This window comes from Pseudomonas shahriarae, from assembly GCF_014268455.2.
GTDB classification, from domain to species: Bacteria; Pseudomonadota; Gammaproteobacteria; order Pseudomonadales; family Pseudomonadaceae; genus Aquipseudomonas; species Aquipseudomonas shahriarae.
Genome location: NZ_CP077085.1, coordinates 2094349 through 2118892 on the forward strand (window position 1 = coordinate 2094349; position 24544 = coordinate 2118892).

The following is a 24544-nucleotide window of genomic DNA, read 5'->3' on the forward strand; positions in this document are numbered from 1 at the left end:
GATCAACCAAAACGGGATACGCTGGGGTAGCCAATGGCTTCGACACTCGGAACGCTGACGCTCGACCTTATAGCCAGGATTGGTGGCTTTACCGGGCCATTGGACAAAGCCGAGGCAGCGGCGCGCAAATCGGGCAAGGCTATTGCGGATTCGGCTGATGTCGCCGCACTTGCCTGGGAGGCTCTGGGACAAGTAGCGGCCGGTGCGCTTGCCGGTCTCTCAGTGGGCGCGATTTTCACAGCCTTCATCGCCGAGACGCAGGCTGCAGAGAAAGAGCAGGCGCAACTTGCAGCTGTACTTCGCTCTACCGGCGAGGCCGCGGGGTTTAGTCGTGACCAGTTAAACAACATGGCTGACGCCATGGAAAAGGCAACAACCTTCTCAGGTGGAGACATCAATCAAGCGCAGACAGCGCTTCTTGCCTTCACCGGCGTAGTTGGCGATCAGTTTCCTAGGGCTCTGCAGGCGGCAGCTGATATGGCCGCTCGCACAGGGGTGACCGTACAGCAGGCAGCAGAGACCATAGGTCGCGCACTTGATGTGCCTTCGAAAGGCCTGACTTCTCTGAGTAAGCAGGGTTTTAGGTTTACTGAAGAGCAAAAGAGGCTGGCCGAGTCGTTCGAATCTACTGGGGATGTCGCCAGCGCTCAGGGCATCATCCTCAAATCCCTCGAGGAATCTTATGGAGGTGCCGCTGCCGCCGCACGCGATACTTTCGGTGGTGCGTTGGATGGGTTGCGAAATGCTGTCTCAGGACTCCTGACGGGGGAAGGAAGTCTGGATTCAGCAAAAGCTGCGATCGAGGGTCTGACCACGGTGCTTTCTGATCCCAAGGCTAAGACGGCCCTGAACCTCACGGCGCAGGCTGCCTCTGCATTGGCGGTTATTCTGGTCACTCGTCTTGCCGCGGGCGCCATAGCAACTTCAGCGGCATTTGTGGTCGGCCAGGTTGAGGCAGTGCGATATCAGCTGGCTCTGGCTCGCATGGCTGGTGTAGCGCCTGCTGCTACCGCAGGCATCGTCAGTGTTGGCGTTGCAGCCCGTGGCGCCTCTGCTGCTATGGCTCTCCTTGGCGGGCCTGCGGGAGTGGTGCTGCTCGCGGCAAGCGCTCTCGCGTATTTCGCTTTAAGTGGCAATGACGCCGATGAGTCGGCATCCACCTTGTCTAGCAAGGTGGATTTGCTAAGTCAGTCGTTTGAGGGCTTCACCAAGAACCAGGCGGCCGCGGCGCTGCAGGACATCAACAAGGATCTTCTGGATGCGCAGCTGCGTGCCATTGACGCAGAAAGCGCCGTTAGCCAGTACCAGCGCCTGCTGCGCGATCACCCAAATGATTCGCGGCAGCGTGAATGGAATGAGTCACTGATTGCTGCCCAGGGAGAGCTCGATACAGCACGCCAAAAAGTTGAAGCCTTTGGCGACCAGATCAATATCCTGAATGGGATTCTGTCTGCTGCCCCTGTGATTGAGCAGTCAAAGGCCTATCGCGATCTTGCCAAGACACTGGACGAGCAGATATTACTGGCAGGAAAGAAGACGAACGCCGACAAACTCTCTGCACGTATTGGTGCCGGATTGGTGACGGGGCTCAAGGAGGGGGAGGGCGAGCTTCTTATAGCCAAGGCAAAAACCTTGGATGCCAGCGAGGCTGCGGAAGCGGCCGAGAAGAAGAGAGCCGAGTCGGCCAAGAGCGCAGCTAAGGCCGCCGTCAATGCCGAGACCGCCACACGTAAGCGCGGAGAAGATGCCGTCACCGACTACCAGCGCCAGATCGCGCTTATCAATACCAGTGCTGATGCCAGGAAAAAAGCGACTGAAGCTTCCAAGCTCCAGTTCGAGATCGAGTCCGGCAAGCTGGTGGGTATTAATGCCCAGCAGCAAGATCGCCTAAAGAGCCTGGCGGCCGAGCTAGATAGTCTTCAGAAGCTTAAGCAGGCCAACGAAGATGCAGCTAAGGCTCGCGCCTTTGGCGCAACCTTGACCGAAGGTAACCAGACCGCCCAAATGGGCTTCGAGATCGAGCTTTCAGGTGCAGGCAGTGGCGACAAGCTCAAGGAGCGATTGAAGGCTGATCTTGCTATTCAGCAGGACTTCAATAAGCAGCTCGCCGACCTGCAGAAACAATACAACGGTGGCGACATAAGCGAAGAGCTCTACAGTCAGGAGACTGAGCTATTGCGTGAGGCCTTGGCCCAGCGCATGGAAATCCAACAGGACTATTACGCGCAACAGGACGAGGCTCAAAACAACTGGCTTGATGGCGTATCGTCGGCCTGGGAGAACTACCGCGATACCGCTATGGATTACCAGCAGCAAGCGGCGGACTTCACGGCCAGCACCTTGGATACGCTGACGGGAGCCGTTGGGGACGGTATCGCCTCAATGATTCTGGAGTCGGAGAGCCTAGGCGATGCGTTCGTTCACGTGGCCGCGACCATGGCTAAGAGCATCATCAATGCCCTGGCGCAAATGGCGGCACAGTGGCTAGTGTACCAAGCTGTGCAGCTCATTGCCGGCAAGGCCACACAGGCGAGCGCCGCGACTGCGCTCATTGCAAACGCACAAGCTACATCCTTTCAGGCTCAGCTTGCAGCCTTTGCCAGTACTGCGGCGATTCCAATCGTAGGGCCTTTCCTTGCTCCTGGCGCTGCCGCCGCGGCTGCCGGCATCACTGCACCGATGGTGGCGGGCGTTGCTGCTTCAGCGCTGGCGGGCATGGCTCACGATGGTATCGACTCGGTTCCTCAGGACGGAACCTGGCTGCTGCAGAAAGGTGAGCGGGTTACCACCGCCGAGACGAGTGCGAAGCTTGATCGAACCTTGAGCCAGGTTCAGTCGAACCAAAATCAGCAAGGCCAGAAGGCTCCGGTTGTGAACCTCTATGAGGACGCATCAAGGGCTGGACAGTCTCGACAAAACTCCGATGGCAGCATTGATGTGTGGGTGTCTAACGTACTCAGTGACGGCTCTGCTCATCAGGCCCTGCAGGCGAAATATGGACTTCAGGCGGTAGGCCAATGAATGAATACCCAAATGGCTTGCCCTGTGCTTTGCGTGAGGGTTACGCCTTCGAGCCAATAAACAATATAGCCAGAACCCCCATGGAGAGCGGGCGCGCTCGACAGCGGATCATATTCGACTCTGTGCCAACTTTCGTACCCTTAGCCTGGATCTGCTCAGAACGTCAGGCTTTGCTGTTTGAAGCTTGGGCTTCTCAAGTGGCCAGGGCAGGGTGGTTCCTAATTCCCCTGAAGATTCCGGGCGGCATACGCAAGGTTGAGGTTCGATTCACTGAATCACCTGCTGGGCCAGAGCTTGTCGGCGTTAGTCACTGGAAATTTACCGCCCGATGCGAGCTACGTGAGCGCCCACTTCTAGAGCCTGGCTGGGCTGAGCTCATGCCGGAATGGATCCTGATGATGAATATCGTAGACCTAGCAATCAACAGGGAGTGGCCAGAGGCATGATAGAGCCGACCATTCTCAATCTAATCTACCGGGAGGCGTTGGCTTCTGGTGGCAACGAAGTCTTTGTCCGAACCCTTGAGCTGACTTGTTCGGCGTGGGATCCAGTGCTGATATGCAATGGCTTCAAGGATCGAATCTGCGGCAGCGAGGATGGCCGTGTGCTCAGCTTCACTGCAGCAAACATCGGTATCGCGCTCCCGCAGAAGAATAACAAGGGCAACCAGGCTCTTGCGTTCGGCGTGGATAACACGACAGGAGAGGTTCGCCACAAGGCGGATCAGGCGTTAGAGGCGAATGCCCGTATCACCGCCACTTACCGCGTTTATCTAGCAAGCGACCTCTCAGCGCCATGCGAGCGACCCTACAGAATGACCGTTCAAAGCGATTCGTTCGAAAGTAATAACGCGAATCTGCCGTGTGGGTTCTTCGACCTGATCGGTACTGCCTGGCCTCGCGCCCTTTACAACACCAGTAAGTTCCCTTGCCTCAAATACCTCTAAAGGCCTCCCTATGGAATGGATAAATTCGTACCTGTCTTGCAGGTATGAGGATGGCGCGCGCGGGCCTGAAAAGTTCGATTGTTGGGGTCTGGTTAGGGATGCACGCCACCGGCACCAGGGCATGCGCCTCCTGCCTAGCTGGGGCCATGTGCGCAACACCGAGCCTAAGGAGTTCACCCGGGCTTACCGCAATGAGGCTGAGCACATGGAGGTTTGCCAGCCTGAGCCGGGCTCTATTGCCGCCGTCATGCGCGGGCAGATCTGCATCCATGTCGCGCTTGTTGTCGATGCCGGAGACCGCCTGAAGGTCTTGGAGATCAACCCTACGCGCGGCGCCAGATGCCTTCCGCTGAGTCAGTGGGCGCGCGACCACAACACCGTCATTTATTACCGGGACAAACAATGATCTCAATCTATCCAAACAAGATCGTTCCGTTCCCGGCCGACACGCGCGAGGTATCGCAACGCCAGAGCTTGCTTTCGTGGTTTCACGCAGACGGCATGCCTGAGTCGGTTGAACCTGCGGCGCTGCCAGTCAGCGTTTTCATCAATGGTGAGCGCGCGCTGCCAACCCAGTGGGCAACTATCGAGTTTGGCCCAGAGGACCGCGTCGAGATCTATCGCGAACCAAAAGGCACTGATCCGTTCTCTATCACCCTGGCACTGGTGTTCGGAGCCAAGGCCGTGATGAGCGCGCTGATGCCAAAAATGCCTTCGCTCAACAACGGCGGCGGCACGAAACGCGGCAATGATCTTGGGTTGGCCACGGTAAAGGGCAACCAGGTAAAGCTGAACTCAGTAATCCGTGAGATCGCCGGCAGGCAGCGCCCATACCCCGACTACGCCATTCCCCCTAACCGCTACTTTAAGGATGCGGCTTCGCAGTGGATTGAAATGCTGCTGTGCGTTGGGCGTGGCAAATACCAGATCCCGCTGGGGAGCATCACAATCGGCGATACGCCGGTAATCTCCTTGGGCGCTGATGCCGAAATACATATCTACGGCCCCGGCGCCGACCTGACAAATGAGGAAGCGGCCAAGTGGTGGCATTCGGCGCCAGAAGTTGGGGCTACCTCTACCGGCACGGCAGGCATTGAGCTGCGTTCGACCTACGCCGTAGCGCCAGTCCCAGTGGCTCAGTCCTATCAGTTTGCTGCGGACACCATCACGATCCCCACCGGCGCTGGTGAGTTCCCGGTCGGCTGGGCGGCTGGAATGCTTGTTCGGGTAGAAGTTGGCTATCCGTACACCGTCGTCGATGGCGGCCCAGATCGGGACATCATCAAGGGTGATCTTGACCAGGTAGCACCGTTTGTTGGGATGGAGATTGAAATCGCTGGCGCAAACGCAGGGAACTACGTTGTTCACTCGTATACGCCAGGGGTTGGTGGTGCTCTCGACGAAATGACCCTCAACTGGGCGGACGGCGGTGCAGCTGTAGGCCTGCAGGTCGGCGACTTGTCGATGAGCATCGGTTATCGAGGACTTCGCTACAGAATCACGTCTGCCAGCACATCATCCATTACTGTCGAACGCCTGAATGGGTCTGGCGAAGATGATGAGCTTTGGCCGGGTTTTGATGCTCTATCCACAACGCTGGCAACGCTAAGGCTTGATGGATCGACACAGGAAGGTGATTGGGCTGGGCCTTTTCCAGTCTGCCCTGACGGGGCGGTGACCACTACCGTGGCCTGGGATGTATTTTTTCCTCAGGGGTTGGCGATTGTCGACTCCAAGGGATGGGTTGGCGTGAATAGCGTTGAGGTTGAGCTTCAGTACCGTGATATCACGACCGCAGGTGCGTGGACCTCCTTTTCCAAGGCTTACTACGGGTCGACACTTGATCAGCACGGCTATACGGAAAAGCTGACTATCCCGGTGGCGATGCGCCCAGAGGTCAGAATGCGCCGTATCGGGGCCAAGTCTACAAGCACTCAGCATGCAGAGACCGTTCAGTGGTATGGACTGCGGGCGAATCTCGCAGCGCCTACCAGTTATGAAGGCGTCACCATGATTGCCTTGCGCGTGAAGGGTGGCAACCGCATCGCCTCCCAGTCGGAAAGCCAGGTGTCGTGTATTGCGACGAGGATTCTTCCTGTTCGCCGCGGAGGGGTGTGGGCGCCTGAGGAGCCTACACGCGATATATCGGCTTGGATTGGTCATGTTGCGCGCAGCGTAGGGTACTCGGTTGATGATGGTAACTCTGACATCGATCTTGCGGAGCTGGATCGTCTGCACGCCATATGGACGGCTCGGGGCGATTATTACGACCGATCAATAGACACGCCGAGCACGGTCAAGGCCTGCATGATCGAGGCTCTGCAAGCTGGTTTTGCGGAGCTTACGATTGATCGAGGTCTGATCAGGCCGGTGCGGGATGAGCCGCGCGGAGCGGAGTTTGACCACATCTACAACCCTCAGGTCATGACCAAGCCACTGAAGCGTGAGGCCGAGCATGTGACGGCTGACGATTTCGACGGGATCGACGTCGAATACCTGAGCAGCAATACCTGGCAGGTCGAAACGGTTGAATGTCGTCTTGGAGATGACCAGGGCTTGAGGACGGAGAAGGTTAGGTTAGAGGGCGTGGTCGACGAAACACGCGTTTGGCGCTGGGGGATGCGCCGCCGCCGCCAGCAGGTCTACCAGCGTAAACGCTACAGCTTCACGACGGAGCTGGACGCGCTCAATAGCGGATACCTGGACTATGCCCTGCTTGGAGATACAACCCCTGGATACGGGCAGAGCGCCATGCTCAAGGGATATGCGCTGATGGGTGATCAGCACCTGCTGGTTTCGTCCGAACGATTCGATTGGTCTGCCGGCGGAGAGCACTGGATAGCACTGCGCCGCAGGGACGGCAGCGGCTCAGGACCATACATGGCGACCAGGATCGACGATTACCGCCTGACCATCCCTGATCTGGACTTCACGCCGATACTGGATAGCTCAATGGATGCGCCAGTCTTGCAGTTTGGCCCTAAAGCGAAGTTCTGCTATCCCGCACTCATAAAGGAAGTAAACCCAAGCGGAACGGTCAGCTGCAGCGTCACAGCAGTTAATTACGATGCTCGCGTCTATCTAGACGACAACAACTTCCCGCCGGCGTAGCCGGACACCTTGCGCAAGCCCGCCACTGAGCGGGCTTTTTTTCGTCTGGAGAAAACATGCGATACAACACGGGTAACCCAGTTGAGCCTGACGGTTCTAGCGATCCACGCGACCTTATCGATAACTCAAAAATTATGGACCTGCTTGAAAACGGGCCAGAGGAATCTTACCCTGATCGGCTAAACGAGAGCAGAAGAAGTCGGCGCGGAATGGATAATGAATTTGATCGGTCACAGGACGACAAAGAGGCGAGGTTTCAGGCGTTTCTGCTTAGCTCTGGGTACCAGGATATTGGCATCTACGCTGCGGGCCTGGATATTTCAGCGAGAAACCAGATATTCCTCAAGGATGGGGAGTACTTCAGGGTGGCGGCGTCTACCGTTCTGCCTTACACCACAACAGGCTCATGGACTGGCGAGTCTGACAAGTTCGTGTCCATTGGTGACGCAGCGCTCAGGCAGGATCTCGCCGCGCCGGACGGATCAAAAGAAATTGGTTTTACTGGCAGGACTGTAGAGGACCGCCTTAAAGACATGCCGTCCGTCCTGAGCAGCCCTTACTCTGCTGCTGGTAATGGCATCTCAGATGATACCGCTGCGTTTGCCAGCTTTGAATTGGCGCACTCGGGGAAAACCATTGATCTTGGCGGGAAGACCTATAGCGTGACGTCGATCCCAAAAGGCAATGCGTATGTGAATGGCCACTTCAAAATCGGCTCCTACAGCCGCGAGCCTTACCAGTCGGCATTCACCATTGCACCGACATTCAACACATTCGGCGGTCAACTTCGCAAACTGAAGGAGGCGCTGTCCGACCCGCTGAATCAGCACGTTGGGATCGTATGTATTGGAGACTCAATTCCTTGGGGTAGCGGAACTGGGGAAGGGCCGAATCCAGACCCGCGAGATGGAACCCTCTCCGACCCAAGGGATGTTTTTTCAACGCCTTCGTTTATCAACGAGGTAAAGCGCTATCTCGGTGAGAACTACGCGGGTGGTGCCACCCCCGTGTTGAGCAACTGGCCGGCAAGCCCTTCTGGTGAGTCTATTGCCTCTTTCACTGTAAGCAGGAAGCTTTACCCCGCAATGGGAGGGTTCACAACGACGCCAGTTGGCTCTGCACAGACTGCTACAGATGTCAGCTCACCGAATAGCGTCCTTCGGTTTCAGCGGCAGCTTGGAGATGGCGATTCGACAGGGGCATCGTACACCTCTCTAAAATTCATGTTTACAGGCTATGGGTTTACGGTCGCATACACGTCTTTAGCTTCTGATGCGACATTCTACGAGCTGCGGATAGATGGCGTGCTGGTCGGAACCTACGATACTGCGCCCGGTGTGGATGGAGCCGTAGAGGGGTACGGAAATACCCGCCACCACTCTTTTTCCTTTGTGCGGAACAAGGAAGTCGAGATTCGCACCTCTCGCGGCGGAAGGGCTGGGACCAGAAGGCTGCGGCTTGAAGCGATTCTGGTAGACAAGGTAATTCGCGTTTCTAACCAGGGCATTAACGGCTCTGATACGGTCAGATACAAAATGTACAACCTCGCCGGCAACACCAGCGGCGACGGTGTTGCATATGGGGCTGATGACAGCTTCGTATTCGTCCAGCTAGGAACCAATGATCGACTGTTCGAAGTGGGGCGTCCTAGGAGTGAAAACACCTTCGCACAGACGCTTGGTGACATGCTTGCCGTAATTACCGGCGTAGACATCATCCTCATGGTTGCAAACCCTGTTGGAGAAGCGGCCGAGGTTGGTCGAGCATTTTCTATGCAGAGATGCCGGGATGTTATCTACTCGAAGGCAAAGAGCCTGTCGCTTGATTTCATCGATAACTACACGGCCCTGAAGCATATTACGCCGAAATCGATAACCTCTGATGAGGTTCACCCTAACCGGGTTGGGCACTCGCTCATCGCTCGAAATATTATTGGCGCTATCGAAGGGGCTTGAGGATATAGCTCCAGGTAGGCTAGCTACCTGGAGCTTGATGCTTACTTCTTGAGGGCTAGCTGTTCTGGGTAGGCCTTGTCACGTAACGACAACTGTCCGATTTGCTCCGACCCGGCCATGCTAATGTGGCCAAGGTCGAAGTAAACTGGTTTGCTGTTCAGGTAGGCCGAACACTCCCCACCCTTGCAAATGTAGTTTCTGACGCTAAAGGTTGATACGTTTTTGTATTTGCTGGCCATTTCAATAATCTTGTTATTTACTTCGGTTTCACCAGTGTCCGCATACACCCCTCTAGGGCCGCACTGCATGAACGGTATCTTTATAGCTTTTGCATCGCATCGACGGTCATAGTCCTTGAAGATTGGGACCTTTAATCCGATCACTATTTGCTTATTGGTTTTAGACAGCTCGTCTATCAGGTCTGCAATGTCTGAGAAGAAATTTTTGCCGTGGTATCTGTAGCCGGGCCAGTCCGCACTAACAAATAGAGTATCGTAATTAGCGATGTTGTCCCTGATCATCTTGTTGAATAGTACGCAAGAGTCTCGCGACCGTTCTTTTACGTACTCTCTACTCTTTTCGCCGGAAAGCGGAATGCAGGAATCATGAGAAATGTTTCTGACGGTTATGTTGTTTTCTTCTGCTATTTGTTTTACATACCCGACGTAGTGGGCAGAGTTTGAGTCTCCGAAAACAAGGACGGTGGGTTTGGCGTCTTTCGGTCCTAAAATACATTTGTCAGCGCTTATAAGGTCTTTAGAGAACTTCGGTGTTTGACAATTGTAGTCATACCTATAAGCGGCTTTGGTTTGATGGTAGTGTTCAAGAACCTTTGCGTAGTATCCGTCAGGAGAAAGTGCTTTGATCAGCCCTTTGTTGTTTATGGCGTACAAAGATATCGATACTAGGCATGCGGCGCATGCGACTATTGCCGCTGTTCGTGTTTTTGCACCGTTTACTGACGGGGTCCTAAATTGTTTCTCGATAAAGAAGTATGAAAAAATAGTCAGTAGCATCATCGCTGCTGCGCAGTAAGCGTATCCAATGCCTACTGGATCCCCATAGGCATACCGATAAAAAGCAAGCACAGGCCAGTGCCACAGGTATAGAGAGAACGACACAAGACCAATGGCTACCATAGGGCGAATCGACAAGGCGCTTCCGACTGCTGTTTTACCAATGCTGCCAGAGGCAATTACCAATGCGGCGCCCAATGATGGAATCAAGGATATAAAGCCCGGGAACCCCTCGGTTTCCCGAATGAATGCCAAAGACCAGGCGAGCATGGCGACCCCCACAATCCCTATCGCCTCGGAAGCGAGTCGGCTTGCCCTTCCTTTGATTGCATCGCATGCAAAAAAGGCAAGACCACCTATAAGCAATTCACCCCCGCGAGAAGGCAGCATGTAATAAGCGAACGTCGGATCGCTAATCAGCACATGCTCGCCGTACCAAAATGAGGCAGCTGCAAGGACAGAGGCAGCGCCTACAGCCAACATCCGGCCCCCGAACTTTAGGGTGAGCAGTAGCAGGGCAGGCCATATCAAATAGAACTGTTCTTCAACGCCCAGTGACCACATGTGCAGCAGCGGCACGGTATCAGATGACGCAGCGAAGTAACTGGTATCGAGGAACTTCCAGAAATATATGTTCGCAGCGGACAGTGTTGTAGCGATGGCCGAACTGGATAGCGCCTTGGCGTCATCGGGAAGCATGAACGCCAGGCCGAACACCAGGGTGCAAAGCGTTACGAAGAATGCAGCAGGCAGGATCCGCCGAACGCGCCGCATGTAAAACTCGCCAAACGAGAATGTGCCTGCAGCGTGCTGCCTGGCGATGATCCCGGTAATCAAGAAACCGGAAATTACGAAAAAGATGTCTACGCCAACAAATCCGCCCGGCAGCCAGTTTTTATTAAAGTGGAAAATGACGACGGCCAAAACGGCCAATGCTCTCAACCCGTCAATGTCTGGTCGATAGCTCAAGCTTTTGTTATGCATGAATTCCCTTTCTTCGGCATGGCCGTGGGCTAATTGATATCGCGCCGGATTCTACAAGCGAACGCCTGACGTGTCAGCGAAGAACGTATAAACCTGATTTAGCCCGCCATCGAGCGGGTTTCTTTTTGCCTGGAGAAAAGCATGACCAGTACAGAGAAAGACCGAGACATCCTGGCGCGCACGCTCTGGGGTGAAGCCCGCGGTGAAGGACTGGCCGGCCAGATCGCTGTGGCCTGGACCATCCGCAACCGCGTGTTCGACGGCAAGGCCAAGTCCTGGTGGGGCGAGGGCTACGCCGGCGTGTGCCTGAAGCCTTGGCAGTTCAGCTGCTGGAACCAGAACGACCCGAACTACGCCTACCTCAGCGGTGCGAAGCCGATCCCGGCCGCGCAGCTCGCCCAGGCCCAGCGTGCTGCTGACCAGGTGATGGCCGGCGCGGTACCTGATCCAACCGGCGGGGCCACGCACTACTACGCAACCACGATGCCCAAGGCACCGGCCTGGGCGGCGAAGGCCAAGCAGACGCTGCGCCTCGGGCATCACATCTTTTTCAAGGATGTGCCGTGATGACGCCCGTACAGAAGCTGGCCGGGCTGGTGGTGCTGACTCTGGTGCTGATGGCCATCGCTGCCGGCGTCACCTGGCAGGTTCAGGAATGGCGCATGGGCAAGAGGCTGGCCGAGCAGGACGGCCTGCACCAGGACGAGCTGGACAGGATCAGCGCGGTGGCCATCAAGCAAGTGCGCGACGAGCAGGACAGGCGCCTGGGCCTGGAGAAGACGCTGGCCACCTCCGATCAACAACACACCCGAGAACTTTCCGATGCTCAACGCAACCAGGCCCGCCTGCTTGACCGCCTTGCTACTACTGATTTGCGGCTGTCAGTCCTTCTCGACGCCACGGATTCAGCCAGTGGCTGCAACGTGCCTCCCGCCTCCGGCGCCGTCGGCGTGGTTCATGCAGCCCGTCGAGCCCAACTTGACCCAGCGCATGCTCAACGAATTATCGCCATCACCGATGCCGGCGACCAAGGATTGATCGCGCTGCGGGCGTGCCAGGCGTATGTCAGGGCTGTGGCCCCCTCAATACTTTCAACTCCAGCAGCAGCCGCTGATTCTCCCTGAAGAGATGGTCGCGTTGATCGGTCACCAGGTCGACGCTTCGAAAGCTTCTCTTGTCGGCCTGGTCATTGCCCATCGCCGATATGCGCTCAAGGGCGTCCTTCAGTGCCGCCTCTGCAGTCGCTTTGCCGGTTGCGAGCAGGTCATTCATCTGGACCAGGCCCGCAACGTTCGCCCGCGCCTTGCTCAGCAGGCGATAGGCGGTTGTGAGCTCGTCCTCGAGTAGCGCGCACTGGTGCTTGTACATTTCCAGGGGCGTGGGGCACCCAAGCCACGTCGAGGTGTCTTCGTCGATGTTCATTGTGGGACAATCCGAATGCTGTATGTGCATACAGTAATCGAGGTTTGCGGGTTGTGCGATGTGAGGCGACGAACTGCAGGTGTTCCCGGCGATCAGTTAGGGAGCATTGAGAACGGCCAAGGTTAGCTTGATGAACTCTTCGTTGCGGTCGATGGCGTCCAATGCGCCGCGAACGTTGTCGGCCACTTCGGTGCCGCCTTGCTGCTCAACCCAATTTGTCAGCTCCATGATGGCCGCTTCAAGGGCGAGTTGGTTTTCGTTGATTTTGGACAGCAGGGAAGGGAGCAGGTCAGAGTTCGGCATCGGTGTTCCTCCTTGGAGTGAACAGCGTAGCAGTTGGGTTGCTTGGTGGTGGATTGTGTTCGGTCGGCAGGACGCCGCGGGAGGGGCTTAATCTTGTACCACTTTTTGTACCAATGACCGTGTTTGGCAGGGTAAATCCGGGTATTTCTGAGGGAGCAAACCCCCGGATTCATTGGCTTTCGCTACTTACCACTACCCATTGAAAATCGCTGTGTAATTCTGTTCCAGGGACATGAAACTACCTGTGGGATTTTCGCAAAGTGCAAGGGTACGGTGGCCGGCAGATCGCTGCAAGCGTGGGTTACTCGTCACGCCCTTCGAGCATCGTGCGCTTGAGCATCACATACACCGCCCCGGCACCGCCATGGCGCGGTTGGCAGGAGGTGAAACCGAGCACTTGGGTGTGCTGGCGCAACCAGGTGTTGACGTGGCTTTTGATCATCGGGCGCTTGCCGTCCAGGCGCACGGCCTTGCCGTGGGTCACGCGCACGCAGCGGATTTCGAACTTGGTGGCTTCGGCCAGGAAGGCCCAGAGGGTTTCCCGGGCCTTTTCCACAGTCATGCCGTGCAGGTCGAGGCTGCCTTCGAAGGGGATCTGTCCGGCCTTGAGCTTGCGCACCTGGCTTTCCTGGACCCCGTCGCGGGACCACATCAACTCGTCCTCGGGGCTGACGTCAATCACGAACTGGTCCGACAGACCGTCCACCGTGGTGGCATCCGTACGCACCGTGGCCGCCTGGCGCAGTTTGGCGATCTGTGCGCGGTCGGTCTTGGGTTTGCCGGTGTCGGCACGGTCGTGCTTGATCGGCTTGACACCGCGCAGCTCGTTTTTGAACAGGGAAAAATCGTCGTCTTGCATGTCAGCCTCCGCGAAGGGCGGGCAGTTTACCCAAATCGAGGCGGTTGATGCGGGACAAAACGCTATCAGTGTTCCCTCAATCGTGCTTTTTCATCAGGTGCGAGGCGATGTTCAGCGACAGCGGCTGGTGCATACGGCGCCGGCAACGGCGCCACCACCAAATTCCCAGCCACAGGATCAACAGCCCGCCGGCCAACAGCAGCGCCGCGCCGCCGGGGCTGGTATCGAGCTCGCCGAGCGCGGGCGAATGGCCCAGCAGCGCGGCTGCACCCGCCAACGAAAGCAGCAAGCCAAACAGCGCGAGCAACGCAGCAAACGCTACGCCCAGGCGCAGACGCCAGTTGCTCGGGCCCTTGGGGCGCAAGCGACGAGCGTCAAAACCATCGGATATCTTCATTCCGACCTTTCCTCCAGGGTATCGGCCCTTCGACCGGAAGATAAACAACTTGTTCCGGGCTGGGAGGCAATTGCGGTAAATGACAGGCTTTAGCGGATGAGCGGGGCCTGAGGTGGCCGCGCCGCTCATCAACAGTGCGATCAGATCAGATCTTGGGTCAAGGCGAGGGTGGCGAAGTTGTCGGCCATGATGGCCATTTCCGTTTGCTGCACATGTTCGGCGCTGAGGATGCCGCCCTTGTAAGGCAGGTCGCGGGTGGCGCAGGCGTCTTCCACCAGGGTGCAACGAAAGCCCAGGTTCTTCGCTGCGCGCACCGTGGTGCTGACGCTGGAGTGGCTCATGAAACCACAGACGATCAAGTCCAGGGAGCCCAGCTCCTGCAGGGTTTTTTCCAGCGGCGTGCCGTGGAAAGCGCTGGGCAGCAGCTTGCCGATGATGGTTTCGTCATCGTGCGGCTCCAGGCCGGGGATGAATTCGCCGCGCTCGCCCTGGGGGTCGAACAGGCCGCCGACGGTGCCCAGGTGACGGACATGCACGATCGGGCGCCCGGCCTTGCGGGCGGCAGCACTCAGTTGCTTGATGTTTTCCACGGCGGCGTCCATGCCCGACAGGGCGAGCGGGCCGCTCAAATATTCTTTCTGGGCATCGATGATCACAAGGGTCGCGTGGCTCAAATTGGCCGGTGCGTAACCGCGACCGCTGAGTTGAAACATCGTCTTTGGAACGGACATTCTGGGGCTCCTGTGAGTGGGGCTTTTGCGACATTGTCCTCTGGCTGAGCGGTTCTGTGAATCGCTACTAACGTAAGGTGCGCCGTTGTTGGCCTACAGCCATGTCAAGAGGGACAGCGGTATAGCAGAAAAACCTTGAATCAGGTTGAGTCTGACCCGCCGTCGCAGTTTTTCATACATCGTCCGTACAGCTTAAGGCTGTTAGAATTGCCAGTCGTTTTTTCCTGGAGCTTGCCCCCGTGATCACTTCCCGCCTGCGCACCTTGCGCGACCATATCCGTTGGGCTGTCAGCCGTTTCCATGGGGAAGACCTGTTTTTTGGCCATGGTACGGACAATGCCTGGGACGAAGCCCGGCAATTGGTACTGGGTGCACTGCACCTGCCTTGGGAAATTGCCGACAGCTACCTGGACTGCAACCTCGAAGAAGAAGAGATTTCCCACGTACAGCGTCTGCTGCATCGCCGTATCCACGAGCGCGTGCCCACGGCCTACCTGTTGAAAGAAGCCTGGTTCTGCGGCATGTCGTTTATCGTCGACGAGCGCGTGCTGATCCCGCGCTCACCGATTGGCGAGTTGATCGAAAACCGCTTTGAACCCTGGCTGGCCCAGCCGCCGGCGCGCATCCTTGACCTGTGCACCGGCTCCGGTTGCATCGGCATCGCCTGTGCCTACGAGTTCCAGGAAGCCGAAGTGGTGCTGGGGGACTTGTCCTTCGAAGCGCTGGAAGTGGCCAACCAGAACATCGAGCGCCATGGCGCCGACGAGCGCGTGTACACCGTGCAGGGTGATGGCTTCGACGGTTTGCCCGGCCAGCGTTTTGACCTGATTGTGTCCAACCCGCCGTATGTCGATGCCGAAGACTTTGCCGACATGCCCGATGAATACCAGCACGAACCCGAATTGGGCCTGGCCTGCGGTGACGATGGCTTGAACCTGGTGCGCCGGATGTTGGCCGAGGCGGCCGATCATCTGACCGAGAAGGGCTTGCTGATTGTCGAGGTGGGCAACAGCCAGGTGCACGTTGAAGCGCTGTACCCGGAAGTGGATTTTGCCTGGCTGGAGTTCCAGAACGGCGGGCATGGCGTATTCATGCTGACGGCGGAGCAGTGCCGGGCCCATCAGGCGGTGTTTGCCTCTCGCGTCTGATCAGGCGGAACTGAATGTGGGAGCGGGCTTGCTCGCGAAAGCGATGGATCAGTCAATACATGTACCGACTGATCCGCCGCTTTCGCGAGCAAGCCCGCTCCCACATTTGATTTGTATTGTTCAGTGAAATCGAGTGGTCAGCGATGCGTCGCAATCCAGATCAATAATCCCGCCTGGAACACGGTAAACGCCACCAGGCAGGTGATGGTGAAGCGCAAGCCGCTGTCCTCGCGCTTGAACTTGATGACCTTTTCTTCCTCGTGGCGCAGCTTCACTTCCTGCTCGGCCAGGTTTTGTTCGGCCTGTTGCAGCATCTGCGCCGCTTCGAGGATTTCCACGAACTGCACCTTCTCGGTGTTCCAGCTGTCCAGCACTTCGCTGACCTTGCCCGGCTGCACATGGCCTTTCAGGTGCTGGACATCGGCATAGGCCACATCAAAACCCTGGATCCGCAAAAAGTGGTCGCGACGCAGGCGCGTGGCTTCGTTCAGCGCGTCCTTGTTCGCCAGGTCGACGCCGTCGACGCGATAGTGCGACCACTTCTTTTTTGCCCACGCAGCGCCCTGGGCTACCAGGAAGCGGCCAAGGCCTCGGTTCGCGGGTTCGATTTCCAGGCTGTTGTTTGGGCCGAAGTGCACGCGGTGGGTGGCATGATCGACCCACACATCCAGGTGATTCTGTTCGCGCCGCACCCGTTGGGCAGGCAACTGGATGACCATGCGCAGCAGGCTGTGGTCCTTGTTGTTGCGCTCGGCGTAGCCAAACTGCACAAAGCGCAAGGGCCGGGCGCCGGTTGCGCGATCGGTGGCCAAGGGCGCCAGGCGCAGCATTTTGAAGTGTTCGGCCTCAACCTCTGCCCACGGCAGCGCAGCCGCAGCCGCCGCTTCGGTGTCGGCGGTGGTTTCGGCGGGAGGTTGTGGTACTGCTTCGGTGTTCGTCATTCGGCGCGATCCTGTCCAAGCCCAGCTAGTCGACAGGCTTTTTGCTGTCGACCTTGTGCTTATCGGCCGTTCTTTCCAGGACTGGAGGGTAAATAGTGGGTTATCGGTGGCGAAGTCCGTCGATAAAGCCAACCAGACGCCTACCCAGTGCATCGGCGAGGGGCAATTGTGGATTGTTGTAGGAGCTCAACTGCTGCTTCACCTCGTTGGGCACGATGCGCATGACGTGGTTCATGCCGGGAATCACCGCCAATTCGGCGTCGGGTTTGGCCTGCTTGAGCTTCTGGGCATCGGCGACCCCTACTTGCAGGTCGGTGGTGCCCTGGACAATCAGGGCCGGCATCGTCAGGCGGGCGAACGCCGCTGCGGGGTCCGCACGAAACAGGCTGATCAGGTACGGCTGCACGCTGGGACGGAAAATACCCTGCAGCGGGCCCGGCACATCAGCATCCACCTGGCCGGCCTTGAGCCTGTCGAGGATCTGGTTGCTGCGCAGCAGCAGGGCCGGCGGCAGGTGATCCGCCAATTGCTGGCGAATCACCTGGTCCACCGGGCGGGCGCTGCCGGACAGGGAAATCACCCCGTCGGGATTGAGTTCAGGGGCGGCGAGGGCAGCCACCAACGCGCCTTCACTGTGCCCCAACACCACCAGGCGCCCGAAGCGCGGATCGGCCTTGAGCGATTTGCCCCAGGCCACGGCGTCGGCCACATAGGCGTCCAGCGTCAGGTTGCGCTCGTCTGGCGTGGCCTTGAGGCTGGCGGCCACGCCGCGTTTGTCGTAGCGCACGCTGGCAATGTTATGGCGCGCCAGCACCCAGGCCAGGCGCTTGAGGCTGTCATTGCGCGCGCCTTCGGCACTGTTGCCGTTGCGGTCGGTGGGGCCGGAGCCTGCAATGATCAGCACTACAGGCACGGGTTTGTCGGATTGGGGCAGCAGTAATGAGCCAAACAGCTCGCCGCTGCCGGTGTCCAGGCTGATGGGTCGTTGCAGTACGACAGGGCTGGCGGCGTGGGCGACGCTACAGAACAGGGTGAGGGTAAACAGCAAAACTCGCAGCATCATCGCGCCATCATGAGGAAGGTGCCGGTTGGACCAACGTCTACCGGGAAGGTTTCGAGGATGAACTACTGGGTGAGCCTGCGTATACTGGCGCGCTTAGTTATCACGGTTGAGTTGATTCAACTGATTTCACGGAGCGCTCTGCATGTCCGGCAATACCTACGGCAAGCTGTTCACTGTCACCACCGCGGGCGAAAGCCATGGTCCGGCGTTGGTCGCCATTGTCGACGGCTGCCCGCCCGGCCTTGAGCTGTCCCTGGACGACCTGCAGCGCGACCTCGACCGCCGCAAGCCCGGCACCAGCCGCCACACCACCCAGCGCCAGGAGCCCGACGAAGTCGAGATCCTCTCCGGCGTGTTCGAGGGTCGCACCACCGGTTGCGCCATCGGCCTGCTGATCCGCAACACTGACCAGAAGTCCAAGGACTACTCGGCGATCAAGGATCTGTTCCGCCCGGCCCACGCCGACTACACCTACCACCATAAATACGGTGAGCGCGACTACCGTGGCGGCGGCCGCAGTTCGGCGCGGGAAACCGCGATGCGCGTGGCCGCCGGAGCCATTGCCAAGAAGTACCTGGCAACCCAGGGCATCCTGATTCGTGGCTATATGAGCCAACTGGGCCCGATCGAAATCCCGTTCAAGACCTGGGACAGCGTGCAAGACAACGCTTTCTTCAGCCCCGACCCGGACAAGGTGCCGGAACTGGAAGCCTATATGGACCAGTTGCGCCGCGACCAGGATTCGGTGGGCGCGAAGATCACCGTGGTCGCCGAAGGGGTGATGCCGGGCCTGGGCGAGCCGATTTTCGACCGCCTGGACGCCGAACTGGCCCACGCGCTGATGAGCATCAACGCGGTCAAGGGCGTGGAAATCGGCGCCGGCTTCGCCTGTGTCGCCCAGCGCGGCACCGAGCACCGCGATGAGCTGACCCCCGAAGGTTTTGTCAGCAACAATGCGGGTGGCATTCTCGGCGGTATCTCGTCCGGCCAGCCGATTGTGGCGCACCTGGCGCTCAAGCCGACCTCGAGCATCACCACGCCGGGGCGTTCGATTGATGTGCATGGCAACCCGGTGGATGTGATTACCAAGGGCCGCCATGACCCGTGCGTCGGCATCCGCGCCACGCCGATTGCCGAAGCAATGATGGCCATTGTGCTGATGGACCATCTGCTGCGGCACCGTGGGCAGAATGCCGATGTGCGCGTGACTACTCCGGTGCTGGGCCAGCTGTGACGGTCTGACCGTGACAGCGCTCCCGTACTGGCGACTTTCCAGCTTCTATCTGTTCTATTTCGCCCTGCTGGGGGCGACGGCGCCGTTCCTGGCGCTGTACTTCCATCATCTGGGGTTCTCCAGCGCGCGCATTGGCGAGTTGGTCGCAATCCCGATGCTGATGCGCTGCGTGGCCCCCAATATCTGGGGCTGGCTGGGTGACTACACCGGGCGGCGCCTGGCCATTGTGCGGTTTGGCGCGGTGTGCACGCTGCTCAGTTTTTCGCTGATCTTTGTCAGCCAGAGCTATGCCTGGCTGGCATTGGTGATGGCCCTGCACGCGTTCTTCTGGCATGCGGTGCTGCCGCAGTTCGAGGTCATCACCCTGGCGCACCTGCAAGGTCAGACCTCGCGCTACAGCCAGGTCCGCTTGTGGGGCTCCGTCGGGTTTATCCTCGCGGTCGTCGCCCTGGGGCGCCTGTTCGAGGCCCTGAGCCTGGACATCTACCCGGTGGCGATCGTGTTGATCATGGCCGGCATCATCGGTGCCAGTTGGTGGGTGCCCAATGCCCAGCCGGCTGCCACCGGTGGTCGCGGTGCCGGCGACGGCTTCCTGCGGCAACTGCGCAGCCCTGGCGTGCTGGCGTTTTACGCCTGTGTCGCGTTGATGCAAATGAGCCACGGCCCGTACTACACCTTCCTCACCCTGCACCTGGAAAACCTCGGTTACAGCCGCGGTGTGATCGGCCTGCTGTGGGCCTTGGGTGTGGTGGCGGAAGTGTTGATGTTCATGGCCATGAGCCGGATTCTCACGCGCTTCTCGGTGCGCCGGGTGCTGGTGGCCAGTTTCCTGTTGGCCGCGTTACGCTGGCTGTTGCTGGGGTCATTCGCCGAATTCCTGTGGGTGCTGTTGCTCGCCCAGGTGCTGCATGCCGCGACCTTTGGCAGCTTTCATGCGGCGGCCATTCAATTTGTGCAGCGCAGCTTCGGTGCGCGCCAGCAAGGCCAGGGCCAGGCCCTGTATGCGGCGCTGGCCGGCACCGGCGGCGCGCTCGGCGCCTTGTATTCCGGGTACAGCTGGAACCAGTTGGGGCCGACCCTGACCTTCAGTATCGCCAGCCTCGCGGCCCTGGCCGCCGCGTTGATCATGGCGCTGCGCTTGCCCGAGGAACAGCCGTGAGCCCGGCCCATCATCTGCAGACTCTTACCGCCCGAGGACCCCTTTTATGAGCATTCTTTGTGTTTATCACCTTTCTACCCCGGACACCCCGAACAAGGTCTTGACCCACGCTGACGATATTGCCTCGACCCTGGCCGAGCAGGGCGTGGGCTTCGAACGCTGGCAGGCCAGCACCCGTGTCGAGGCCGGCGCCAGTGCTGCCGAAGTGACGGCGGCGTACCAGGAGCAAATTGACAGCTGGATGACGGCACAGGGCTACGCGCAGGTGCAAGTGTTGAGCGTGAACCGCGAGCACCCGCAAAAGGTTGCCCTTGCCGCAGGTTTGCGCGATGAGCATTACCACGGGGCTGATGAGATCCGCTTGTTCGCCGCCGGCCGTGGTTTGCTCGGCCTGCATATCGGCGACTATGTCTACACGGTGCTCTGCGAAAAACACGACCTGCTGCGCATACCGGCCGGCATGCCACGCTGGTTTGACCTGGGGGAGGAGCCGCGTGTGGTCGCGATCAGTCTGTTCCAGACGGCGTCCGGGGCTGAGGCGCAAGTGACCGGCAGCGGGATCGCCCAAGGTTTCCCGGGGCTGGATGATTGACCTTAGTTCACTATCCGCAAACTTATTCAATATGCTCAAGTTGGATAAGTTTGTGGGAATGGACTCTATAGTTTGTAAGTTCCAGCTATTTGTCTGAGGGTCGATGTGTTAACCCTTGGCTTTATGTAACTCTCCCGTCGCTGTGTACCTATCTGTCAATAGGAGTTGTCCGAATATTGACAGTGCAAACCACTACGAAAGGGAGAGGCAGCATGAGCAGTCCAGAGGAGCCCACCCCATCCGTACCTGGGCCGGCGGTCAGTGTGGCAACAGATGTTTGTGAGCAGGCGTGCGACGACAGGGCAGGCGACGCACAGTCGTTGCCGGATAAGCCGCTGACGGCCAAGGAGTTGGAAATACTGCGCTGGGCCACGGAGGGCAAGACAGTGTGGGAGATCAGCCGGATTCGCTGTGTCTCACAGGCGACGGTGAAGTTTCACCTGCGCAATATCTACGGCAAGTTGCACGTCAATAACCGGGTCCAGGCGGTGAGTGAAGCGATCAGGCGCGGGTTGTGCGGATAAAAAAGGGCCGTGAAGCGCAATGGCTTCACGGCCCTGGGAAACGCAGTGGTACTTATGCCGAATGGTAGGTCGGCAGGGCAAAGCGGTGCTGGCTTTGCAGCATCGAAATCTGCGGCAACTCGCTGGCTTGTTCTGCCAGGTCGCGGCGGATAGCGCTGATGACCCAGGTCAGTTGGTCGGCAGTGTGCAGCTGCTGGTACGAGATCGAGCGTTTGATCTGCTTGCCCTCGGTGTTGCGCAGGGTCAGCAGGATCCCACCGTCAGGGCGCGCCTGGGTGGTGACGTCGTAGGCGGAGAATACAGAAGCGAATTTATCTTGGATCAGGCTCATGTCTATCGGCTCCATTGGCTCGTGTTGTGCGGCATGGAGTGATAGGTGCAGTGATTGTGCCAGTATCGCGATTTGTATAAAAACCATATAAATCAATGGCTTGCAAAAAATCGAACTTTTCACTTTCGTGCAATATGCATGAATGGCCATCGTGCATCCTGCATTTTGCGCTATTGGGCGATGACGAACGGTATCGTGCGTCACCGGTGCCTGGGATACAAAACATTGCAAATCCCGCGTGTACAGCCAAGGAATGGCTGGCGTATTTTCCTGCAAGGCATTCAGGAATGGTCCTACACCGCATGAAGGCCCGTGGACCCTACGAATAATAAGAAAAAGGACTTCTGTGCATGAGCAATCCCCATAGCGAGATGATTACCCTCGGCATGATGTTGCGTAAGGTGCCGACCATTGTCCGGGCCCTGCCACGGTTGGTGCGCGGTATCCGTGTCGCCAATATCACTGACCCCGACCAGCCGTGCGGCCTGGGCTGGACCTTCGAACAGGCCACCCAGCGCAACCCCGAAGGCGCCGCGCTGTTGTTTGGCGACCAGGTGCTCAGCTACCGCCAGGCCAACCAGCACGCCAATCGCATCGCCCATCATCTGCAGGCCCAAGGCATTGGCAAGGGTGATGTGGTCGCGCTGTTTATTGAAAACCGTCCCGAACTGCTGTTGACCGTGCTGGCGGTGGCCAAGGTCGGCGGCATCTGCGCCATGCTCAATACCGCGCAGACCCAGGCGGTGCTGGTGCATAGCCTGACCCTGGTCAACCCGGTGGCAATTGTGGTCGGCGCCGAACTGGTCGACGCCTACGACGCGGTACGTGAGCAGGTGGCGATTGATCCGCAGCGCACCTGGTATGTCGCCGATCAACAGGTGGCGCCTGTGCCCCAGGGCTATATCGACCTGATGGCCGCCAGCGCAGACTGTTCCACGGATAACCCGGCCAGCAGCCAACAGATCTACTTCAACGACCCGTGCTTCTATATCTACACTTCCGGCACCACCGGTTTGCCCAAGGCAGGTATCTTCAAGCATGGGCGCTGGATGAAATCCTCGGCCAGCTTCGGCACCATCGCCCTGGATATGGGGCCGGAGGACGTCGTCTATTGCACTCTGCCGCTGTACCACGCCACCGGGCTCTGTGTGTGCTGGGGCTCGGCGATTGCCGGCGCGTCGGGGTTTGCCATCCGCCGCAAATTCAGCGCCAGCCAGTTCTGGGACGATGTGCGCAAATTCAACGCGACCACCCTGGGCTATGTCGGCGAATTATGCCGCTACCTGATGGACCAGCCGCCCAGCGAACGCGACCGCGACAACCGAGTGGTGAAGATGATCGGCAACGGCTTGCGTCCGGGAGTGTGGGGGCCGTTCAAGGAGCGTTTTGGTGTGGGGCATATCTGCGAGTTGTACGCCGCCAGTGACGGCAATATCGGCTTCACCAACGTGCTGAATTTCGACAACACCATCGGCTTTTCCCTGATGCACTGGGCGCTGGTGGACTACGCCCACGACACTTGCGAGCCGATCCGTGGCAGCAATGGTTTTATGCGTGAAGTGCAGAAGGGCGGCCAGGGCCTGCTGCTGGCCAGGATCGACGACAAGGCGCCGTTCGATGGCTACACCGACCCGGAAAAGAACCGCAAGGTGGTCTTGAGCGACGTGTTCGAAAAGGGCGACCGCTACTTCAACACCGGCGATCTGTTGCGCAGCATTGGCTTTGGCCATGCGCAGTTCGTGGACCGCCTGGGCGACACCTATCGCTGGAAGGGCGAGAACGTCTCCACCACCGAGGTGGAAAACATCTTTATGCAGCACCCGCAGATCACCGAGGCGGTGGCCTACGGCGTGGAAATCGCCAACACCAATGGCCGCGCCGGGATGGCGGCGATTACCCCGTCCGAATCCCTGGCCACCCTGGATATGCAGGCGTTGCTGCAATTCGCCCAGAGCCAGATGCCGGCCTATGCGGTGCCGCTGTTCCTGCGGGTCAAGGTGAAGATGGAAACCACCGGCACCTTTAAGTACCAGAAGGTCCGTCTTAAGGAAGAGGCCTTCGACCCGCACAAGGTGGGGGACGATCCGCTCTACGCCTGGTTACCGGGCAGCGATACCTATGTGCCCGTGACCGTGCAGGTGCTGGCGGATATCCAGAGCGGAAAATATCGCTACTAGGGCGGCTCGATAGAACCTGGCTATTGTGGCTTTCGGCAAAAAAGGGGTGACAGGCGCGGCGCTGCTCGGGAAACTGACGGCCTTACGCCACACCTCACAGGGAGCCGCAGATGTCTGATCAAGCCAAACAAATGACCGAAGAAGAAGCCGCCGAATTTGCCGAGCAGGTCTTCGACGTGGCCCGCCGCGGTGATGCCGCCATGCTGGCTGCGCTGCTGGCCAAGGGCTTGCCGGTGAATCTGCGCAATCACAATGGCGATACCTTGTTGATGTTGTCCGCCTATCACGGGCACGCCGAGGCGGTGAAAGTGCTGCTGGAGTTCAAGGCCGATCCGCAGATCGCCAACGACAAGAACCAACTGCCGATTGCCGGTGCAGCGTTCAAGGGCAACCTGGCGGTGGTCAAGGCGTTGATTGAAGGCGGCACCCCGGTTGACGGCGCCTCTGCCGATGGCCGCACGGCGCTGATGATGGCGGCGATGTTCAATCGCACCGAAATGGTCGAGTACCTGATCAGCGTAGGGGCCAACCCCAAGGCCACGGATGCCCAGGGGGTAACGGCCCTGGTGGCGGCCCAGACCATGGGGGCAGCGGATACGACGGCGCAGTTGCAAAAACTGGTGTAGGCTT

Annotated in this window: 23 protein-coding genes; 14 read left to right on the forward strand and 9 right to left on the reverse strand. The window is 58.6% G+C overall.

Annotation, left to right across the window (positions count from 1 at the left end; genetic code table 11):
* Nucleotides 1-33: 33 nt before the first annotated feature.
* The 5 genes from HU773_RS09610 to HU773_RS09630 all read left to right on the forward strand — a co-directional run bounded on the left by HU773_RS09610 (nt 34) and on the right by HU773_RS09630 (nt 9033).
* The gene (locus HU773_RS09610) at nt 34-3021 is read left to right on the forward strand and encodes a phage tail tape measure protein (protein WP_186626168.1); all 2988 of its coding nucleotides are present in this window, start codon (nt 34-36) and stop codon (nt 3019-3021) included.
* Nucleotides 3022-3406: 385 nt separating this feature from the next.
* A complete protein-coding gene (locus tag HU773_RS09615) occupies nt 3407-3967 on the forward strand; it encodes a DUF1833 family protein (RefSeq protein ID WP_225923847.1) in 561 nt (186 codons plus the stop codon).
* 10 nt (nt 3968-3977) lie between these two features.
* A complete protein-coding gene (locus HU773_RS09620; protein ID WP_186626166.1) occupies nt 3978-4373 on the forward strand; it encodes an NlpC/P60 family protein in 396 nt (131 codons plus the stop codon).
* Nucleotides 4370-7078, forward strand: a complete 2709-nt coding sequence (locus HU773_RS09625) for a host specificity factor TipJ family phage tail protein (RefSeq protein ID WP_186626165.1) — start codon at nt 4370-4372, stop codon at nt 7076-7078. The genes HU773_RS09620 and HU773_RS09625 overlap by 4 nt, the downstream gene beginning before the upstream one ends.
* Before the next feature lie 56 nt (nt 7079-7134).
* Nucleotides 7135-9033 (forward strand): SGNH/GDSL hydrolase family protein, encoded by a 1899-nt coding sequence (locus HU773_RS09630; RefSeq protein WP_186626164.1) that lies wholly within the window; start codon nt 7135-7137, stop codon nt 9031-9033.
* 41 nt (nt 9034-9074) lie between these two features.
* On the opposite strand, the gene HU773_RS09635 is transcribed toward HU773_RS09630, so the two are convergent.
* Entirely contained in the window at nt 9075-11033 is a 1959-nt protein-coding gene (locus HU773_RS09635) for an acyltransferase family protein (protein ID WP_186626163.1), read from the reverse strand.
* Between the two features lie 141 nt (nt 11034-11174).
* On the opposite strand from HU773_RS09635, the gene HU773_RS09640 reads away from it, so the two are divergent.
* Nucleotides 11175-11600, forward strand: a complete 426-nt coding sequence (locus HU773_RS09640) for a cell wall hydrolase (protein WP_186626162.1) — start codon at nt 11175-11177, stop codon at nt 11598-11600.
* Entirely contained in the window at nt 11600-12157 is a 558-nt protein-coding gene (locus HU773_RS09645) for a lysis system spanin subunit (protein ID WP_186626161.1), read from the forward strand. The genes HU773_RS09640 and HU773_RS09645 overlap by 1 nt, the downstream gene beginning before the upstream one ends.
* Here the strand turns inward: HU773_RS09645 and HU773_RS09650 are convergent.
* The 5 genes from HU773_RS09650 to HU773_RS09670 all read right to left on the reverse strand — a co-directional run bounded on the left by HU773_RS09650 (nt 12099) and on the right by HU773_RS09670 (nt 14745).
* Nucleotides 12099-12455, reverse strand: coding sequence for a hypothetical protein (locus HU773_RS09650; protein ID WP_169989372.1), 357 nt, complete (start codon nt 12453-12455; stop codon nt 12099-12101). The two genes, HU773_RS09645 and HU773_RS09650, sit on opposite strands and share 59 nt — an antisense overlap.
* Before the next feature lie 96 nt (nt 12456-12551).
* Entirely contained in the window at nt 12552-12758 is a 207-nt protein-coding gene (locus tag HU773_RS09655) for a hypothetical protein (RefSeq protein ID WP_169989371.1), read from the reverse strand.
* Nucleotides 12759-13059: 301 nt separating this feature from the next.
* Nucleotides 13060-13617, reverse strand: a complete 558-nt coding sequence (locus tag HU773_RS09660) for a Smr/MutS family protein (protein ID WP_057959044.1) — start codon at nt 13615-13617, stop codon at nt 13060-13062.
* A gap of 76 nt (nt 13618-13693) precedes the next feature.
* Complete coding sequence (locus tag HU773_RS09665) at nt 13694-14014, reverse strand: hypothetical protein (protein ID WP_186626160.1); 321 nt, start codon at nt 14012-14014, stop codon at nt 13694-13696.
* A 140-nt stretch (nt 14015-14154) separates the two neighbouring features.
* Nucleotides 14155-14745, reverse strand: coding sequence for a cysteine hydrolase family protein (locus HU773_RS09670; RefSeq protein ID WP_057959045.1), 591 nt, complete (start codon nt 14743-14745; stop codon nt 14155-14157).
* 239 nt (nt 14746-14984) lie between these two features.
* Here HU773_RS09670 and prmB point away from each other — a divergent pair, with 239 nt between their 5' ends.
* Nucleotides 14985-15893: a 50S ribosomal protein L3 N(5)-glutamine methyltransferase gene (gene prmB / locus HU773_RS09675; protein ID WP_057440732.1), complete on the forward strand. Its 909-nt coding sequence runs from the start codon at nt 14985-14987 to the stop codon at nt 15891-15893.
* Nucleotides 15894-16030: 137 nt separating this feature from the next.
* Here prmB and HU773_RS09680 read toward each other — a convergent pair whose 3' ends face one another.
* Together HU773_RS09680 and HU773_RS09685 are read right to left on the reverse strand one after the other, a co-directional pair.
* Nucleotides 16031-16834 (reverse strand): hypothetical protein, encoded by an 804-nt coding sequence (locus HU773_RS09680; protein ID WP_057958876.1) that lies wholly within the window; start codon nt 16832-16834, stop codon nt 16031-16033.
* A gap of 100 nt (nt 16835-16934) precedes the next feature.
* Entirely contained in the window at nt 16935-17897 is a 963-nt protein-coding gene (locus HU773_RS09685) for an alpha/beta hydrolase (protein ID WP_057958877.1), read from the reverse strand.
* A 142-nt stretch (nt 17898-18039) separates the two neighbouring features.
* On the opposite strand from HU773_RS09685, the gene aroC reads away from it, so the two are divergent.
* The 4 genes from aroC to HU773_RS09705 all read left to right on the forward strand — a co-directional run bounded on the left by aroC (nt 18040) and on the right by HU773_RS09705 (nt 21406).
* Entirely contained in the window at nt 18040-19131 is a 1092-nt protein-coding gene (aroC, locus tag HU773_RS09690) for a chorismate synthase (protein ID WP_057440738.1), read from the forward strand.
* Nucleotides 19132-19141: 10 nt separating this feature from the next.
* Nucleotides 19142-20290, forward strand: a complete 1149-nt coding sequence (locus HU773_RS09695) for an MFS transporter (RefSeq protein WP_057440740.1) — start codon at nt 19142-19144, stop codon at nt 20288-20290.
* A gap of 46 nt (nt 20291-20336) precedes the next feature.
* Complete coding sequence (locus tag HU773_RS09700) at nt 20337-20882, forward strand: 1,2-dihydroxy-3-keto-5-methylthiopentene dioxygenase (RefSeq protein WP_057440742.1); 546 nt, start codon at nt 20337-20339, stop codon at nt 20880-20882.
* A gap of 212 nt (nt 20883-21094) precedes the next feature.
* A complete protein-coding gene (locus tag HU773_RS09705; RefSeq protein WP_081044200.1) occupies nt 21095-21406 on the forward strand; it encodes a response regulator transcription factor in 312 nt (103 codons plus the stop codon).
* A gap of 52 nt (nt 21407-21458) precedes the next feature.
* Here HU773_RS09705 and HU773_RS09710 read toward each other — a convergent pair whose 3' ends face one another.
* Complete coding sequence (locus HU773_RS09710) at nt 21459-21737, reverse strand: DUF3509 domain-containing protein (protein ID WP_057440744.1); 279 nt, start codon at nt 21735-21737, stop codon at nt 21459-21461.
* A 350-nt stretch (nt 21738-22087) separates the two neighbouring features.
* Between HU773_RS09710 and HU773_RS09715 the strand changes: the two genes are divergently transcribed.
* Nucleotides 22088-23914, forward strand: a complete 1827-nt coding sequence (locus tag HU773_RS09715; protein WP_169989370.1) for a long-chain-acyl-CoA synthetase — start codon at nt 22088-22090, stop codon at nt 23912-23914.
* Nucleotides 23915-24024: 110 nt separating this feature from the next.
* Nucleotides 24025-24540, forward strand: a complete 516-nt coding sequence (locus HU773_RS09720; protein WP_057440749.1) for an ankyrin repeat domain-containing protein — start codon at nt 24025-24027, stop codon at nt 24538-24540.
* Nucleotides 24541-24544 lie beyond the last annotated feature (4 nt).